Below are 17,063 nucleotides of genomic sequence, written 5' to 3' on the forward strand. Positions count from 1 at the left end.
GATGAATCGCCAACGATGTAATCTGCGGGGCATGGATGGCGTGCGGCTGCACCGGCTGGGCAAGCGACTCATCGACCTGGCCCGGCAGGTCACCACCGACGCCGGCGACACCGCGCTCACGCCCGGTGAGGTCGCCGTGATCGAGGACGTGTTCAAGCACCCCGGCAGCGTCGTCACCGAGATCCAGGCCCGCACCGGCTTCGCCCAGAGCCACGTCTCCGCCTCCGTGTCACGGCTGCGGGAACAGGGCCTCGTGGTCGCCGAGCCCGATCCCGGCGACCGCCGCCGCACCCGGCTCACGGTGGCCGACCTCGCCCGGCGCGCGATCATGCACCGGGCCGGCCGCCCGGCCGACGAGACCATCGCCGAGGTGGTGGGGGAAGGGAAGGCGGCCAGGGTGCTGAAGTTGTTGGCAGAGCTGGAAGAACTACTGGACTAGCTCCAACTCCAACCACTTCGCCAGGTCCTTGATCTCCTTCTGCACCGCCGCCGTCATGGCCTTGGTGAACGGCTCGTCCTCGTGCACGGCGTTGATCCGCAGCACGCCGGCCTTCCGGTCGGCGGCGGCGTCGACCTTGCCGATGAGCTCGTCCCCGTACAGGATCGGCAGCGCCCAGTAGCCCCACCGCCGCTTGGCCGCCGGCTTGTACATCTCCAGCTGGTAGTCGAACTGGAAGAGCTCGGTCATCCGCTTGCGGTCGTACACCAGCCGGTCCAGCGGCGACAGCAGCGCCGTCCGCCCGGCGAAGCGCTGCCCCAGCTGCTCCGGATCGACCCGCCACTGGCCACGGACGCCCTCGACGACCGCGGGCTCGCCGACCTCGCCGACGTCGATCGGCTCGACCGGGCACTCCGGCCCCTTGGCCCGGGCGATGCCCAGCGACCGCAGCCGCTTCTCGGCGCGGATCCGCAGGGCCGCGGCCAGCGGCACGGCCGGCAGATCGGGGTAGATGCGTTCGGCGAGGTCCCACACCCGGCCCTTGTCGGTTCCCGCAACGGCGACGTCGCCGGCCAGGACCATGAACTCCAGCATCTGCGTGACATTGCGATTGTTGGTCCAGCCGCTGGACTTCCACGGTTCCACGCAGGTGTCCTCGAACGCCCGCGCCGGCAGGGGACCCTCGATGTCGAGCCGGGTGAGGATGTTCTGCCGGCAGATCTCGTTGGTGCGCAACCACTTGTGCTGATGCCGCCGCCAGGCCGGGGCGTCCTCGCCACCCGGCCAGGCGGCCATCTCCGCGCGGTACAAGGCGATGTCCTCGGCCGGGCGGATCATCAGCCGCAGGTCGACCAGGGACCGCTTGGCCAGCGCATCGGCCAGCTCCGCCCTGTCGTAGCCCGAACCGAGCCGACTCCACGCCACCAGGTCGGCGCTGGGCGCGACGGCGTTGGTCGGGTCGTTCTGCAACAGCGTCAGCCCGCGCACGACCTCGTGCAGGTCGGTGGGCCGGGCCCTGCCCAGCAGCTGGGCCCGCACGGCGATGCGCCGGGCGTCGGTCCGGGACAGCTCGTGGACGACCATCCGTCGAGGCTAATGCGTGTAGCCCAAGGCCCGCGAGACTTCGCTGGCCGCGGCCACCACGCGCGGCCCGAGCGCGATCAGCTCCGGCAGCGTGTGCTCCAGCGCCAGCGTCGACACGCTCAGCCCGCCGACCACGGTCCCGTTGTGGTTGCGCACGGCCGCGCCGACACAACGCACCCCCGGCTCGTTCTCCTGCTCGTCCAAGGCGAATCCGCAGCTGCGAACCCGGTCCAGCTGGGCCCGCAACCGCAGCGGGTCGGTGATCGTGCCGGGCGTGCGTGACGCCAGCTCCAGCCCGTTCATGTCCCTTGTGGACAGCACTGCCTTGCCGATCGCCGTGCAATGCAACAACAATCGGCCACCGATGCGCGACGCCATCCGGTACGGCTTGCCGCCCTCGACCTTGTCCACGTACACCAGCTCGTCGCCGAGCAGCATCGCGAAGTGCACGGCGCACCCGGTGCTGGCCTGCAACCGCTCCAGCACCGGGCGCGCCCGCTCGACGGAATCCACCGGCTGCAGCACGTTTCCGGCCAGCACCAACACCTTCGGGCCGATGCGGTAGTCGCCGTCGGCGGTGGCCACCGCGAAGCCGGTGTCCACCAGCGTGCGCAGCACCCGGTGCACGGTCGACTTGGGGAAGCCGGTCACCCGGGTCAGCTCGCTGATCCTGGTGTGCTGCGCGAGCGCCGCCAGCACGGCGAGCGCCTTCTCGACCGCGCCCTCGGTCAACGCGACATCCACCCGCCGTCGACGACCAGCACGTGACCGTTGACGTAGTCCGATGCCGAGGAGGCCAGGAAGACGGCCGCGCCCACCAGGTCCTCCGGCTTGCCCCAGCGGCCGGCCGGGATGCGGCCGCGGATCGCCGGCTCACGGTCCGCGTCGGCCCGCAGCGCCTCGGTGTTGTTGGTGGCGATGTAGCCGGGCGCGATGGCGTTGACCTGCACGCCGTGCGGCGCCCACTCGTTGGCCAGCGCCTTGGTCAGGCCGGCCACCGCGTGCTTGCTGGTGGTGTAGCCACTGACGTTGATGCCGCCCTGGAAGCTCAGCAGCGAGGCGATGGTGATGATCTTGCCGGAGCCGCGGGCGGTCATCTGGCGGCCGACGGCCTGGCTCAGCGTGAACACCGAGTCCAGGTTCACCGCCTGCACGCGCCGCCAGTCCTCCAGTGACACGTCCGTCGCCGGCTGCCGGTGGATGATGCCGGCGTTGTTGACCAGCACGTCCACCTCGCGACGGGTCAGCACCTCGGCCAGCGCCGGCTCGACCGCGGCCGGGTCGGACAGGTCGACGATCAGCGTCTCCACGCTCGCGCCGGCCGCCTCGGCCTCGGCCGTCACGTCGGCGAAGTCGGGGCTGTGCCCCAGCACCACCAGGTCGGCCCCGGCCTGGGCCAGGCCGACCGCGATGGCCTTGCCGATGCCGGTCCGGGCCCCGGTGACCAGGGCGGTCCTGCCCTTGAGCGAGAACATCAGCGCAGCTCCGTCACGGCGACCTGGTCCATGTCGGTGAAGGCCTGGTTCTCGCCGGCCATCGCCCACACGAAGGCGTACGAGTGCGTGCCGGCTCCACTGTGGATGGACCAGCTCGGCGACACCACGGCCTGCTCGTTGGCCACGATGATGTTGCGCGTCTCCTGCGGCTCGCCGCACAGGTGCACGATGCGGTCGTTCTCCGGCAGGTCGAAGTACAGGTAGCACTCCGTGCGGCGGTCGTGGGTGTGCGGCGGCATGGTGTTCCATACGCTGCCGTCGGCCAGCTTGGTCACGCCGACCACGATCTGGCTGGACTTGATGCCGTCGGCGTGGACGTACTTGCGCAGCTCACGCACGTTGGCCGTGGACTGCTCGCCGAGCTGGGCGACGTCGACCTCCTCGAACCGAGCCACCGCCGTCGGGTAGCTGGCGTGCGAGGTCGCCGAGAACAGGTAGAAGTGCGTCTCCGAGTCGCCGGCGTGGAACTGCACATCCACCGCGCCGCGGCCGATGTAGAGGCAGTCCCGGTGGCCGAGCTCGTGCTTGTCGCCGTCCACGACGACGCTGCCGGAGCCGCTGACCACCACCACGGCCATCTCGCGGCGCTCCAGGAACGACGTCGAGCGCAGCTGGTCCGGGTTGGGCAGCGTCAGCGGCTGACCGGGCACCGGCGCCGCGCCGCCGAGCACGACCCGGTCCGCGTGGGTGAGGACCGTGCGCACCTCTCCGGTCCGGAACAGGTCCTCCACCAGGTAGTTCTCCCGCAGCTGGGCGGTGTCGAAACCGCGCAGCTGGGAAGGGTTGGTGTGGTGCCTGACCTCCATGTGGTGCTCCTGCTGGGCTAGCGGGGGCAGCGGCGGTTGACCCCTGGCGGATGTTGCAAGCAGATGACACGATGTCGCCACTTATGGAACTACGTTCCGCTCCACGGAACAAGTGCCCCCGTGGCCACCGCCGCCGGTTACGGGGTCCGGACTCCATTCGGGCTTCAACCTGGGAAAAAGGCGGTGAGAAGTGTTCAGACAGACCCTCGACCCGGCCGGCTCGCTCACGCTGTCCGCGTTGCTGGCGCTGATACCCCTGGTCGCGGTGCTCGTACTGCTCGGCGGGCTGCGCTGGAAGGCCCACTGGGCCGGCATCGCGGCACTGGTGATCTCCATCGTGATCGCCGTCGCCGGCTTCGGAATGCCGATCGGCCAGACGCTCGACGCGGGCCTGTTCGGCATGGCCAACAGCGTGCTGCTGGTCCTGTGGATCACCTTCAACGCGATCTGGGTCTACAACCTGACCGTGCACAGCGGGCACTTCGAGGTGCTCCGCCGGGCCTTCAGCTCGGTCAGCGACGACTCGCGCGTGCAGGCCATCGTGATCGCTTTCTCGTTCGGCGCGCTGCTCGAAGCGCTCGCCGGCGGCGGCAGCCCGGTGGCCATCTGCTCGGTGATGCTGATCGCGCTCGGCGTGAACCCGCTCAAGGCGGCCGCGCTGACCCTGGTCGCCGACACCGCGCCCGTCGCCTTCGGCGGCCTCGGCAACCCGATCACGGCCCTCGGGCCGATCAGCGGCCTGCCGGTCGACCAGTTCGGCGCGATGGCCGGGCGGCAGGTGTGCTTCCTGGCCGCGATCGTGCCGTTCGTGCTGCTGTACATCGCCGACGGCCGCAAGGGCGTCCGTGAGTGCTGGCCGGCGGCGCTGGTCGCGGGTGTGAGCTTCGGGCTCACCCAGTTCCTGGTGTCCAGCTACCTCTCGTACCAGCTGTGCGACATCCTGGCCGCGGTCGTCTCGGCCGGCGCCCTGTTGCTGCTGGTCCGGGTCTGGCAGCCGGTCACCGCGACCGTGTCCACCGGCCGGGGAGGCGGTGGTGGCAACGGTGGTGGTGGTGGCGTGGCGACGGCGACCGGTGGCGACGACGTGCGGGACAGCCGGGCCGACGTGATCAAGGCCTTCGCCCCGTACGCGATCATCGTGGTGGTCTTCTCGCTGGCCCAGATAGCGCCGATCAAGAAGGCGCTCAACGCCATCGTGTGGAAGTTCAGCTGGCCCGGACTGTCCATTCAGAACGCCGCCGGCAAGAAGGTGGACACCAGCTACACGCTGAACTTCTTCGGCGCCACCGGAACCCTGCTGCTCGTCTCCGGTCTGCTGTCGCTGATCGTGCTGAAGGTCGGCATCGGCACCGCCGTGAAGATCTACGGGCGGACCGTGCGGCAGTTCGGCTGGGCCATCCTGGCCATTCTGGCCGTGTTCGCGCTGTCCTACGTGATGAACCTGTCCGGGCAGATCGGCACGCTCGGCTCCTGGCTGGCCGGCACCGGCGCGTTCTTCGCGTTCCTGTCGCCCGTGGTCGGCTGGTTCGGCGTGACCATCACCGGCACCGACGTCGGCTCCAACACCCTGCTCGGCGGCTCCCAGTTCGCCGCCGCGCACCAGTTGGGCGCCTCGCCGATCCTGTTCGGCGCCGCCAACAGCTCCGGCGGCGTGATGGCCAAGATGATTTCGCCGCAGAACCTGGCCATCGGCACCGCCGCGGTCGGCCTCGTGGGCAAGGAGGGCGAGTTGTTCCGCCGCGTGTTCGGCTGGAGCGTCGGCCTGCTGCTGGTCCTGTGCGTGCTCGTCTACCTGCAATCCACCCCTGTGCTCGGATGGATGGTGCCCTGATGACCCTGTCACGTCGGAACCTGATCGCCGGCGCCGCAGTCGCCGCTGGAGGAGCCTTGGTCGCCAATCCCACCGCTTCCGCCGCCGAAGCCTCATATGGCGGCAGCCTGCGGGCCACAATGGACTACGCCGTCGCGAAGCTGCGGGCCGTCGCGCCCACGGTGACGGCGTTCCCGACCGGCACCAAGTTCGAGAAGTACACGACCGCGGCCGACGGCAGCTGGGTCGGCGGCTTCTGGCCGGGGCAGCTGTGGATGGCCTACCTCTACACCAACGACGACTTCTTCCGGCAGCTGGCCGAGTCGTGGGCGCTGAAGCTGGCGCCCAGGCAGACCAAGAACACCGACCACGACCTGGGCTTCCTGTTCACGCCGTCCTGGGTCACCGCCTACCGGCTGACCGGCGACACCTCGTGGCGTGACGGCGCGCTGGTCGCGGCCGGCGAGCTGATCAAGCGCTTCAACGAGAAGGGCCAGTTCATCCGGGCCTGGGGCGCGCTGGGCACGCCCGACAACGCCGGCCGGATGATCATCGACACGATGATGAACCTGGACCTGCTGTGCTGGGCCACCAAGATGACCGGCGACAGCAAGTACCAGGACATCGCCGTCGCGCACGCCACCACCGCCCAGAAGTACATGGTGCGGCCGGACAACACCACGTGCCACGTGTTCGACTTCAACCCCGACACCGGCGCGGCCATCGGGCAGAACACCGTGCAGGGCTATAGCGCCACGTCCTGCTGGTCCCGCGGGCAGTCGTGGGGCGTGTACGGCTTCGCGCGGATGTACCTGCGCACCGGGAACAAGACGTTCCTCGACACCTCGCGTCGGCTGGCGGACTGGACGCTCCAGCACATCACCGACGACTACGTGCCGGTGTGGGACTACCGCTCGCCGCAGGCCCCGAACGACATCAAGGACTCGTCGGCGGCCACCGTCAACGCGGCCGGCCTGCTCGACCTGGCCAAGCTGACCGGCAACCCGCGCTACGAGGCCGCCGCGCTGCGGTTCCTCGACGCGCTCGGCCGGTCCTGCCTGACCACCAGGTCGGCACGGGCCGACGCCATCCTGGCGCGCGGCACCCGCAACCGGCCGTCCGAGGACGGCATCGAGATCGGCCTGCCCTACGCCGACTACTACATGATGGAGGCGATCCTGCGCGTGCTGCGGCCCGACCGGGCCAAGCTCGCGCTCGACATCTGAGTCAGCTGTTGTTGCGGCGCTGCCGGCGATACGGCAGCGCCGCGACAACAACAACCCCGGTCAGCAACAACGCTGTGCCCGTCCAGAACAACGGGATCGTGGCGTAGGCGGCGTTCGTGTAGGCCAGCGGCGGCGAGCCCTGCGGACCCGGGTTCGCCGTCGGCGCGCCCGGCGTCGTCGAACCGCACACCACGCCGCCCGTCGGCGCCACCGCCCGCGCCACCTGCTCGCCCAGCGTCACCTGGGCCAGCGCCGACGGCAGGTTGGGCAGGCCCAGCGCGTCCGTCGGCAGCACCTGCAGATCCAGCAGCCGGGCCGTCGCGCCCAGCTGGAAGCCGTCGAACGGCTGCCCCTTGATCTCCTGCGTCTTCTGGTCCAACTCGGCGATCTGAAGCCGCAGCACGCCGATATCGATCTTCTTCAGGTCGGCGGGAATGGCGCCGCCGCTCGGCAGCAGGCCCCCGACGATCGGCAGCTTGCCCAGCTGGTCCGCGCCCGGCAACGGCACCCCGATCGGCACATCCAGCTTCGGATTCGCGGCATCCAGCGTGCCCAGAGTCTTGCCGCCCTGCACCACCTGCAACACCGGGGCCGTGTAGCTCACCGTCGACGTCTTCGGGTCACCCGTCGAGGTCACCTGCAGCGTCGGCTGGCTCACCACGTTGATGTCCAGCTCCATCGGCGTGCCCGCCAGCACCTTCACGCTCGCGACCTGCATCGTCGACGTCGACTGCACCGCCTTGTTCGGCGAACCCGGGATGTCCACCAGCTTCACCACGGAGCGGGAGCTCAACGTGTTCGGCAGGCTCACCAGCGAGCCCTTGCCGTCCGAAGTCTGCTTGCCCGACAACAGGCCACCCAGCTGGCTCAGCGGCGCCGTCATCGTCTTCAGCGAGTCCACCACCTGCGACGCCGTGCCCTGATCCAGCTTCGCGCTGGGATTGATCAGGCCCGTCAGATCCGTGACGTTCGGTAGGTTCGGGATCGCGTTGAGCAGCGACAGATCAGCCAGCGACGTCTGCGCGTCCGCGATCGTGTCCACACACGGGCCCGCCGTCTCACTCCAGCGCGCATGCACACTGCCGTTGAGCAGGCCCACCTTCAGCAGCGCGTCCAGCGGCGTCGCCGGCGGGGTCAGGCCACCCGTCGACGCCTGCGGATTGTCCGGCAGCGCCGTCTGCGACAACGCCCCCGGCGTCTGCGGCGCGTTCCCACCCACCGCGAACCCCAACGGCGACGCCTGCGCGATCGCCCGCTCGTACGACAGATACGCCTCCGAGTTCGCCTGCGCGCTCGACAGGCCGAACCCCGCCTCCGCCGCCGGCTGCTTCGGCAGCTCGTCCTGCAGGTTCTGCAAGATCGTCGACGTCGGCACCGAGTTCGGCAGCAGCCGCACCACCGCCAGGCCCCCGCCCGCATCCCCCACCGCATGCCCCAGCGGCTGCGGCCCGTTCGCCGCCGACGCCGGCGGCTGCCCCGGACTCGCCGGCCCCGGCACCGGCGTCGTCGTCGGCACCCCGAACGCCGGGCCCGCACCCAACGCCACCATGGCCACAGCAGCCGGCAACGCCAGGACCCGCGGCGATCGACCTCGCATCAGCTACGTCCTCCTCAGCAACCGGCGCCTGAGACCGGCGTCACCTAAGGCCTAACGACCTACGTAACCGCAGGTGACGCCCCCGCCGTTAGCGCAAACGAGCGAACCCGCCCGGATGAGACCCCCGTCACCCTCCCCACCCCCCAACCCCGGCGCGAGCCCCACCCCCGGCCCGCTATAGTGGACACGCACCACGCCGCCTTAGCTCAGTCGGCCAGAGCAGCTCACTCGTAATGAGCAGGTCGTCGGTTCGATTCCGACAGGCGGCTCCAGACATGGACGGCGAGTGCTCGCGTAGAGCGCTCGCCGTTTGTCTTTCGCTTCGTTTGTGGGGCTCTCGCCCCACACCCCAAGCCAGGGCGGGCTTCGCCCCCCTGGACCCCCCTCGGGCTCGGCTTCGCCGTCGCCCTTTGCTCGCCTTCGGCGTCACCAGCTGCTCGCCTTCGGCGTCGCGGTTCCTGGCTCGCGCTTCGCGCCTCGCGTCGCTGCTCGGCTGCGCCGTTGTGGCATTTCGGGCTCTGCCTGTGTCTTCAGTCCATCTCGGTTCCTACGCCATCCCTCCTCGCGCGCTGTGGCTTCCCTTCTGCCTTTTCCTGTTTGCTCATGCCTTCCTCTCCTTGCTCGTTTCCTGGGGCGTGGGAGGGTGGGTGGGTTGCTGGGGAAAGAAAGTGGGGGTTCCGGGGATGGGTGTTGCGGGGCGACGGGCAGTGGTGCTGGGTGGGGGGCTGGCGGGGACGCTGGCGGTGGCGGCGCTGGAGGGGGTGGTGGACGAGGTCACGGTGGTGGAAAGGGATCGGCTGCCGGAAGGGGCGGTGGATCGCAAAGGGGTGCCGCAAGCCAGGCACGCGCATCTGCTGATGTCGGGTGGGGCGAAGGCGATCGAGAGCCTGGTGCCGGGGGCGGGGGAAGAGCTGAAAGAGGCGGGGGCGCACCGGCACGAGCTGCCGGGGCATCTGGTGTCGATGAGCGCGCAAGGATGGCTCACGAGGTTCGAAGGCCAGCAGTACCTGGTGTCGTGCAGTCGGAACCTGGTGGACTGGGTGGTGAGGCGGCGGGTGCTGGCCAGCCCGAAGGTCGCCGTGCTGGAGAACAGCGATGTGGACGGATTGGTTGGGGGAAAAGGAAAAGTCACGGGTGTGAAGATCCGCGATCGGGAGACGGGGGAGAGTCGGGAGCTGGGGGCGGACCTGGTGGTGGATGCGACGGGGAGGGGGTCGCGCATTCAACACTGGTTGGGGGAGCTGGGGATTCCGGCGGCGAAGGAAGAGGTCGTCGACTCGGGACTGTCGTATGCGACCTGCATCTACCGGGCGCCGGAGGCGGCGGCGGGGGACTGCCCGGTGATCAACGTGCAGGCGGATGTGCGAGAGAAGAAACCGGGGCAGACGGCGACGATCGTGCCGCTGGAAGGCGGGCGGTGGCTGGTGACGCTGTCGGGAACAAGGGGTGGGGAACCGCCGGCCGATGCGGAAGGGTTCGTGAGGTTCGCTCGGGAGGCGGTGCGGCATCCGATCGTGGGCGAGCTGATCGACAAGGCGGAGCCGCTCACGGACGTGGTCACGGCGCACGGGCTGGTCAATCGGCGGCGCTACTTCGAGAAGTCACGGCAGTGGCCGGCGGGGCTGGTGGTCCTCGGGGACGCGGTGGCGACGTACAACCCGGTGTACGGGCACGGGATGTCGGTGGCGGCGCTGTCGGCGTGCGCGATACGGGACGAGGTGGCCAAGAACGGCCTGGGACCGAGGACGGCGCACCGGATCCAGCGGGCGATCGCCCGAGAAGTCGAGCCGGCCTGGACAATGGCGTCGGGGGAGGATTGCCTGTACCCCAACGTGATGGGCGCGCCGCCGACCCGGCTGACGCTGTGGACCCGACGCTACGTCGACCGGCTCACCAAGACGGCGATCAGCCGTCCCGAGGTGGCGGCGGCGTTGATCGACGCGATGACGCTGTCGGCGCCGATGACCAGCCGGCTGCTCGCGCCCAAGATCGTGCTGGCGACGCTGCGCGGGCCCAGCGGCCCGCCGGCGGTGGAACCACCGTTCACGGACCGCGAACGGGCGGCGCTGTCGATCGACTCGTGACGCCGGGGGCCGAGCTGCCCCCTGGTCACCTCGGCCCCCCAGCTCGTGGTTCGCCTGAATTTGCCATGGCGCCGACGTGACCGGCTGGCGCAGGCGAACTCACGAACGCGAGCATAGGGGTACGGTCACGATCGTTTCAACTGTGGTTTCCGCTTGCTCTGTTCGGGTGACGGTGCAGTAGAAATGGGTGGCCACCCATGAGATGGTGAGGCGCGCTGGACAGGGGAACGCGCCGATCCGCGACCGTCGACTCCACCCGGATGGACGATCGCCCGCGCGGGAGGTGTGATCATGGCTGAGCAGGACCGTCCGCCATTCGCCGACGTGCTCACGGACCTGTGCAAGAACCCGGTGGACGGGCGGCCGCCGTGGACGAATGTCGCGCTGGCGGAACGGGTTCGCGAACTCGGCGGCGACATCAACCAGGCCTACATCGCCAGCCTGCGCACCGGCCGGCAGGACAATCCCACGGTCGAGGTGATGGTCCAGCTGGCCGGGGCGCTCGGCGTGCACCCGGCGGCCTTGGTCGGCGGCCGAAGGGAACGCCGGCCGGACGAGCGGCCGGGCTGGCGGCGAACCGCGCTGGCCACGCTGTTCGACACCGCCTATCCGGCCGACCGCGGCCCGTACACGCCGGGCGAGGTGGCCAATGCCATCAACGAGCACGGCGCCTGCGGCACGATCTCGCGAATGCACGTCCGCGAGCTGCGCGACCAGACCGCGGTCAACCCGAAACTCAAGCACTTGCTGGGGCTGGCCTGGCATTTCGGGGTGCGGCCGGAGTATTTCCTCGATGACGAGCACGCCGCCCGGGTCGACTCCGAATACGCCCAGCTGCGGGTGTTGGCCGAGCTTGGGGTCATCTCGCTGGTGACGCGAATCAACGAGCGGCCCGATCTGAGTCCGGAGACGAGACAACTGGCGCTGGAGAGCCTCACTCGCGCGTTGGATCCGGGGCTGGGGCCGGGCGAGTGGGTGTTTCGCCCGGGCTCGCCGGCCGAAAGCGACGCCCCGGAGTGAAAATCGCGATATGGCGGACGCCGCCAGGAAAGAGGTGTCCGATGGACAGGTACGCGCGACAGCGGCTTGTCGCCTCCGTCGCGGCCGAATTTCAGGTCACGGCGGACACCACGTATCAGGAGCTGGCTCGTCAACTCGGTGCTGTGTGGACGAACCGTGCCCAGCGGCGGGTGGCGATCCGCTTCACCCGCCTCCCGCACTCGCACATCACGGGGGCGACGGCGCTGCTGGCCGACGGCAGTTATCTGGTGATCTGCGCGGCCTCGCCGCGGTGGTACTTCCGGCTCCAGGTGCTGTTGCACGAGTTCGCGCACGACCTGCTCGGCCATGAGCACATCACGCTCGACCGCGGCGCCGGCCTGCAGCTGCTCGTGCCGACGCTGCTGCCGAAGATGGCGAGATTCGTCGCCGGCCGCACCACCTTCACCGCGGCCGAGGAGGACGAGGCCGAGACGGTGGCCGACGAGCTGTTCGCGGTGCTGACCGAGGACCGCGTGGTCAGCGAGTCGACGGCGTCGGGTCTGGAGAATCTGCGCCGGCTACGGGAGACTTTGGAACATTAGTTCTGCTTCGTCTGGGGGACGGGCGTGACAATTTTCAACCTGGTTTATCTGGGCTGCGGCGTGCTCGGCGTGCTGGTCCTGGTCTACAAGATTCCCGATCTGCGGCGACGGTGGGGAAGTCCGCTGCTCTGGTCGCTGTGCGCCGTCATTCTCACGAGCGCCACCGGCATGTTGCTGGCGGCGCCGGCCAATATCACGCTGCTGCGCGATATCACCGGCATCACGAACATCGCCGCGCCCGTGGTGTACGCGCTCCAGGTGGCCTACTCCGCATCGGCACTGTCTCTGGTCTTCTTCTGGCGTTTCGATCCGGCGGTGGCCTGGCGTCGGGTGCGCTGGGTCTTCGCCGGCTATGCGGCGGCGATTGTGGTGATGGCGGCGCTGTTCGCGATTTCCGATGTGCACATCGAACGCCAGGTGGATTTCATCACCTACTACGCCACGCAGCCGACGATCGCCGTTTTCCTCCTGGTGTTCATCGTTCCCACGCTGGTCGGCAACAGCGTGCTCGTGCACCAGTGCTGGCAGGGGGCGAAGACGGCCGACCGGGCCGACCTGCCCTGGCTGCGCCGTGGCCTGCGCTGCTACGCGGTGGCCGTCTGCTTCCCCGTCGCCTGCTACCTGATCCTGTTGGTCGTGCTGGCGCTCGACTGGTTCGGCCTCCGGCAGCTCGACCCGTTGAGCACCGCCGCGCCGGCGGTGGGCGCGCTCGGCATCTTCCCCGCGCTGTTCGGCGTAGTGCTGCCGGTCTGGGGCCCGCGCCGACCGGTGGTCCGCCGTTGGGTCCGGGCCTGGCGCATCTTCTTCACCCTGCGCCCGCTGCACCGCGCCCTTCGCGCCGTCAATGACGACGCCGTCACGGTGGCCGCCGGCAAGGCCCTCGATCCCCACCACCGGGTCCGCCGGCAGCTGACCGAGCTGTCCGAGTTCCGCCTCGGCCTGGAGCCCTACCTCGACCCCGCCGTCCGGCAGGCCGCCCTCCGGCGCGGCAGCGAGGCCGGCCTGCCCGCCGACGAAACCGCCGCGGTGGCCGAGGCCGCCCAACTCCGTGCCGCCGCGGAAACCCGCCTGCGCGGCGCCGCCGCACCCCGGCCGCCCACCGACGCCGTCGACGAACCGCAGGACGGCAGCAGCCTTCAGGCCGAGTACACCTGGTGGATGCGTGTGGCCAAGGCCTACGTCGAGTAACGCATTCCGTCCGGAGTGCGCTGCTAACGGCAACAGCGTGATGAGGATGGCCGGATGTCGGAGCGGTGGGCGGCCGGGGCGGACCCGGGGCGGGCCAATGTGGCGCGGGTGTACGACTTCCTGCTGGGCGGGTCGCACAACTTCGAGGTGGACCGGGAGATGGCGCGCCGGATGATCGCCACGGCGGGGGACGCGGCGATGGTCGTGCGGGCCAATCGGGCGTTTCTGCGGCGGGCGGTCCGGGAGCTGGGCGAGGCGGGGATCCGGCAGTTCCTGGACATCGGGGCGGGGATTCCGACGGTGGGCAACACGCACGAGGTGGCGCCGCCGGGGTCGAAGGTGGTGTACGTGGACTACGACCCGGTAGCGGTGGCCCACGCGCAGGTGCTGCTGACCGATGACCCGAACACGGTGGCGGTGCAGGGGGATCTGCGGGAGCCGGATCTGCTGCTGCGGATGGCGGAGACGACGGATCTGCTGGATTTCGGGCAGCCGGTGGCGATTCTGCTGCTGGCGGTGCTGCCGTTCGTGAAGGACGAGGAGTGGCCACGGGAGGCGGTGGCGCATCTGAGGGACGCGGTGGCGCCGGGCAGCTTCCTGGTGGTTTCGCACGGGGCGAGCGACGCGGCGCCGCCGGACGAGGTGCAGGACCTGTACGCGAAGAAGGCGACCTCGACGATCACGCTGCGAAGCAGGGAGCAGGTGGCCGGCTTTCTGGACGGCTGGGAGGTTCAGCCGCCGGGGGTGGTGTGGCTGACGGCCTGGCGTCCGGACGAAGAGCCGAAGGATGCGGCGGCATCGGTGATGTACGGGGCCATGGGGCGTAAATCCTAGAGTGGCAATCGATTGCAGAAGGCGGGCGTGAGGGTAACCGTCCACCTCACTTGAGGGTCACTCGTTAGTGTCGTGACGTTCGGTATTTGTGGAATTTGCCGCGCACGTGCATCTGCGCGTCGTCCTTGAGTCACTCGATAGTGTGAACCGAAGCGTTTCGACGATCATGGAGGCCGGAATCGGCGTGCCGTTCGTCGCCCGTGGGCGACCGGTCGTCGATGATCGGCCGGTGCGGCATCGGGTGATCGTGTCAGCGGGCGGTGACGGGAGCATGATTCCGGCACCGAAAAAGCCGCGGCCCTGTGGCAGCAGGAGCCGCGGCGCAGCCCTTCCCCTGTCGTTGCCCGAGAGAGGACCGACTTTGAGTGTAGAACCGCCACCGCAGCGTGACGGGTCACACGACCGTGTGCAGATCATCGTGCACGCGTTCCCGGAGCGCGCCCGGTCGGCTAACCGGCCGCCGAGCGGCCCACAGCAGCCGGCGACCTCGGGCCGCGGCCGCGGCGGCGCACACCGCCGCGCCAGCTCAGGCCTGCTGCCCACGCTGGTCCGCCGGGTTTTCGCGGGCTGGCTGCCGTCGGCGTGACGGCGGCGGAATTGACGATGTGAAAAAAAGGGGCGTCCATCGGAGATCGTATTCCGTTGGGCGCCCCTTGGTGTATTCGGGTGATTTCACCCCGGTGACACTCTAATGGGCGAGTTTCGTATCAGTCCGCCCTACCGATGCTCCTGTCAGCGGTACCCGCCCGGTTACGGCGGGCCCTAGGAGGGGACATCGCCATGAACAGTCCGACACCGAGGAATGTGGCCCGCTACGGATGGGTTCCTGACCTTCCCGACGCCAGGGACCACATGTACGCCGCGCCCCGCGCCGCCGTCGCCAATCTGCCGGCCAGCGTCGACCTGAAGGCCGGCCTGCCCGACTGCTACGACCAGGGCCAGATCGGCAGCTGCACGGCCAACGCCATCGCCGGCGCCTTCGAGTTCTCGCTGCGCAAGCAGGCGCTGGCCGACTTCATGCCCTCACGCCTGTTCATCTACTACAACGAGCGGGCAATGGAGGGAAACGTCGGCACGGACTCGGGCGCCCAGATCCGTGACGGCGTGAAAAGCGTCGCCAAGCAGGGGGTCTGCCCGGAGACGGAATGGCCGTACGAGGCCATCGCGGCCGACGCGAACGGCCATTTCCCGGCCGGCTCGCGGGAGGCGACCCGGCCGAGCGACGCCTGTTACGCGGACGCGTCGAAGAACCGGGTGACGACTTACCAGCGTGTGACGACGACGCTGGACCAGCTGCGCGGCTGCCTGGCCGCGGGCTACCCGTTCGTCTTCGGCTTCAGCGTCTACGAGAGCTTCGAGAGCCAGCAGGTCGCGAGCACGGGCGTGGTGCCGATGCCCGGCCCGTCGGAGGAGCTGCTCGGCGGCCACGCGGTGCTCGCGGTTGGCTACGACGACAACAGCCAGCGCTTCCTGGTCCGCAACTCGTGGGGCACCGGCTGGGGCCAGAGCGGCCACTTCACGATGCCGTACGCGTACCTGACCGAGCGCAGCCTGTCCTCGGACTTCTGGACCATCCGCGTCGTGACCTGAGCCCGCGCACGACAACGGCCCGACCTCCCCGGGTCGGGCCGTTTTCCTTGCTGGCACTCACTTCTCGCCGGCGGCGACGTTGACCATCCTGGCCACCGGGGCCAGCCAGCGGCGTTGCACGACCGAGCAGCCGACGATGGCGGCGAACAGCGGGAAGTTGGTGGCCCACACCGCGGTGTCGAACGGCAGCGTGAACACGATCACCAGCCGCAGCGTCACCTCGACGACAAAACCGATGGCCCACACCATGTTGGCCCGTACCAGCAGGGTGCGGAATGCCGGCGAGCTCGCCATGAACTTGTCCCAGGCCGCCGCCTTCTTGGCGCTGTTGGCGATGAAAGGCTTGAAGGCCTTGGTCATCACCGGTTGGTTGCGCAGCGCCATCACGCCGACGTAGATGCCCAGCGCCGCGGTGCCGAGGCCCTCTTTGGCCAGCATGAAGGTGGGCGACCCAGTCAGCAGCGTGATCGGGATGCTGACGATGGTCAGCATGAGCACCGCCAGCGCGAACTGGTCGGGCTTGCCGGCCCGCACCGTGGTCCAGATGGTGCGGGCGGCCGGCAGCAGGCCGCTGACGATCAGCGCCGTGATGACATCGACGCCGAAGGCGTTCTTGAGCAGGTAGTAGGTGCCGAGCGGCAGGCCGATGTCCAGGACGAGGGACAGCAGCCCGCTCAGCGGGGTCTGCGCCTTGTTCGGCTCGGCGGTCCGGGCGGCTGCGATCTGCTGCGTCGTCGTCATGGCCAGAACGCTACGAACGACGGCCTTTCCGCACAGGTGCCGAACAATCGAGGTCTGCCATGACAGTTGTCACGGCCGGTTCGGACGCAGGGTCCACAGCACGGTGAGCTCGGTGGTGGTCACGCCCTCGGCGTTGGTGATGGTCACGTGCACCGGGAACTCCGGGCGCTGGCCGGCGTCGAGCTCGGCGACGACCTCGGCGGCGTCCCGCCCGAGCACGGCCTCCGCGCGCAGCGGCCCGAGCGCGACCTTGCGGTAGCCGATCTCGGCCTTGGCCACGAGCGGGGTGGCCCGGCCCAGCTGGTCGGCGAAGGCGGTCATCAACAGCGCGCCGGAGGCGGTCTCGCCGATGCCGAAAATCATGGCCGCGTGCAAGCCGCCGACGTGATTGTGTTGCCGGGCGTCGTCGGCGATGGTCGCGACGACCTTGTCCGGTCCGATGTGCTCGAACTCGACCCCGTTGCTCCCGACCCACGGCACGGCCTGCTTCATGCCCTCGCCGATGAGTGCGTAGTCAGTGCTCATGGGCCGATGCTACTCGACGGTAACTTAACCGACTCCCCATGACCGAGCTCACAGGGTATTT

Annotated in this window: 17 protein-coding genes and 1 tRNA gene; 11 read left to right on the forward strand and 7 right to left on the reverse strand. The window is 69.4% G+C overall.

Going from position 1 to position 17,063, the window contains the following annotated elements:
* The first annotated feature begins 31 nt into the window (after window positions 1-31).
* Window positions 32-439, forward strand: coding sequence for a MarR family winged helix-turn-helix transcriptional regulator (locus tag AB0M73_RS24170; RefSeq protein ID WP_363894246.1), 408 nt, complete (start codon window positions 32-34; stop codon window positions 437-439).
* On the opposite strand, the gene AB0M73_RS24175 is transcribed toward AB0M73_RS24170, so the two are convergent.
* The 4 genes from AB0M73_RS24175 to kduI are packed head-to-tail and all read right to left on the reverse strand — an operon-like array spanning window position 428 to window position 3,824.
* On the reverse strand, window positions 428-1,522 hold the full coding sequence (locus tag AB0M73_RS24175; protein ID WP_363894249.1) for a crosslink repair DNA glycosylase YcaQ family protein: 1,095 nt from the start codon (window positions 1,520-1,522) through the stop codon (window positions 428-430). The two genes, AB0M73_RS24170 and AB0M73_RS24175, sit on opposite strands and share 12 nt — an antisense overlap.
* Window positions 1,523-1,531: 9 nt before the next feature.
* Complete coding sequence (locus AB0M73_RS24180) at window positions 1,532-2,254, reverse strand: IclR family transcriptional regulator (protein ID WP_363894252.1); 723 nt, start codon at window positions 2,252-2,254, stop codon at window positions 1,532-1,534.
* Window positions 2,251-2,997 carry a 2-dehydro-3-deoxy-D-gluconate 5-dehydrogenase KduD gene (kduD, locus tag AB0M73_RS24185; protein WP_363894255.1) on the reverse strand — a complete coding sequence of 249 codons (747 nt, stop codon included), beginning with the start codon at window positions 2,995-2,997 and terminating at the stop codon, window positions 2,251-2,253. The genes AB0M73_RS24180 and kduD overlap by 4 nt, the downstream gene beginning before the upstream one ends.
* On the reverse strand, window positions 2,997-3,824 hold the full coding sequence (kduI, locus tag AB0M73_RS24190) for a 5-dehydro-4-deoxy-D-glucuronate isomerase (RefSeq protein ID WP_043719987.1): 828 nt from the start codon (window positions 3,822-3,824) through the stop codon (window positions 2,997-2,999). Before kduI ends, kduD begins: the two co-directional genes overlap by 1 nt.
* Before the next feature lie 190 nt (window positions 3,825-4,014).
* Here kduI and AB0M73_RS24195 point away from each other — a divergent pair, with 190 nt between their 5' ends.
* Window positions 4,015-5,655, forward strand: a complete 1,641-nt coding sequence (locus AB0M73_RS24195; RefSeq protein WP_363894259.1) for an L-lactate permease — start codon at window positions 4,015-4,017, stop codon at window positions 5,653-5,655.
* Window positions 5,655-6,860, forward strand: coding sequence for a glycoside hydrolase family 88 protein (locus AB0M73_RS24200; protein ID WP_363894262.1), 1,206 nt, complete (start codon window positions 5,655-5,657; stop codon window positions 6,858-6,860). The genes AB0M73_RS24195 and AB0M73_RS24200 overlap by 1 nt, the downstream gene beginning before the upstream one ends.
* Before the next feature lies 1 nt (window position 6,861).
* Here the strand turns inward: AB0M73_RS24200 and AB0M73_RS24205 are convergent, their stop codons facing one another.
* On the reverse strand, window positions 6,862-8,457 hold the full coding sequence (locus AB0M73_RS24205; protein WP_363894265.1) for a hypothetical protein: 1,596 nt from the start codon (window positions 8,455-8,457) through the stop codon (window positions 6,862-6,864).
* 195 nt (window positions 8,458-8,652) lie between these two features.
* On the opposite strand from AB0M73_RS24205, the gene AB0M73_RS24210 reads away from it, so the two are divergent.
* The 8 genes from AB0M73_RS24210 (at window position 8,653) to AB0M73_RS24245 (ending at window position 15,736) form a co-directional block, all read left to right on the forward strand.
* Window positions 8,653-8,729, forward strand: a tRNA-Thr gene (locus tag AB0M73_RS24210).
* 138 nt (window positions 8,730-8,867) lie between these two features.
* A complete protein-coding gene (locus AB0M73_RS24215; protein ID WP_363894268.1) occupies window positions 8,868-10,541 on the forward strand; it encodes an FAD-dependent oxidoreductase in 1,674 nt (557 codons plus the stop codon).
* Window positions 10,542-10,832: 291 nt separating this feature from the next.
* Window positions 10,833-11,561, forward strand: a complete 729-nt coding sequence (locus AB0M73_RS24220) for a helix-turn-helix transcriptional regulator (protein ID WP_363894271.1) — start codon at window positions 10,833-10,835, stop codon at window positions 11,559-11,561.
* Between the two features lie 41 nt (window positions 11,562-11,602).
* A complete protein-coding gene (locus tag AB0M73_RS24225) occupies window positions 11,603-12,124 on the forward strand; it encodes a hypothetical protein (RefSeq protein WP_363894274.1) in 522 nt (173 codons plus the stop codon).
* 24 nt (window positions 12,125-12,148) lie between these two features.
* Window positions 12,149-13,312, forward strand: a complete 1,164-nt coding sequence (locus AB0M73_RS24230; RefSeq protein ID WP_363894277.1) for an MAB_1171c family putative transporter — start codon at window positions 12,149-12,151, stop codon at window positions 13,310-13,312.
* A 54-nt stretch (window positions 13,313-13,366) separates the two neighbouring features.
* Window positions 13,367-14,146, forward strand: coding sequence for an SAM-dependent methyltransferase (locus tag AB0M73_RS24235; RefSeq protein WP_363894280.1), 780 nt, complete (start codon window positions 13,367-13,369; stop codon window positions 14,144-14,146).
* A gap of 406 nt (window positions 14,147-14,552) precedes the next feature.
* Window positions 14,553-14,732 carry a hypothetical protein gene (locus AB0M73_RS24240; RefSeq protein WP_363894283.1) on the forward strand — a complete coding sequence of 60 codons (180 nt, stop codon included), beginning with the start codon at window positions 14,553-14,555 and terminating at the stop codon, window positions 14,730-14,732.
* Window positions 14,733-14,926: 194 nt separating this feature from the next.
* Window positions 14,927-15,736 carry a C1 family peptidase gene (locus AB0M73_RS24245; protein WP_363894286.1) on the forward strand — a complete coding sequence of 270 codons (810 nt, stop codon included), beginning with the start codon at window positions 14,927-14,929 and terminating at the stop codon, window positions 15,734-15,736.
* 57 nt (window positions 15,737-15,793) lie between these two features.
* Here AB0M73_RS24245 and AB0M73_RS24250 read toward each other — a convergent pair whose 3' ends face one another.
* Together AB0M73_RS24250 and AB0M73_RS24255 are read right to left on the reverse strand one after the other, a co-directional pair.
* Window positions 15,794-16,477 carry a VC0807 family protein gene (locus AB0M73_RS24250; RefSeq protein ID WP_363894289.1) on the reverse strand — a complete coding sequence of 228 codons (684 nt, stop codon included), beginning with the start codon at window positions 16,475-16,477 and terminating at the stop codon, window positions 15,794-15,796.
* 69 nt (window positions 16,478-16,546) lie between these two features.
* The gene (locus AB0M73_RS24255) at window positions 16,547-17,002 is read right to left on the reverse strand and encodes a DUF4442 domain-containing protein (RefSeq protein ID WP_043719964.1); all 456 of its coding nucleotides are present in this window, start codon (window positions 17,000-17,002) and stop codon (window positions 16,547-16,549) included.
* Between the last annotated feature and the right edge of the window lie 61 nt (window positions 17,003-17,063).

The sequence above is a fragment of the Kutzneria sp. NPDC051319 genome, assembly GCF_040682195.1.
Lineage (GTDB): Bacteria > Actinomycetota > Actinomycetes > Mycobacteriales > Pseudonocardiaceae > Kutzneria.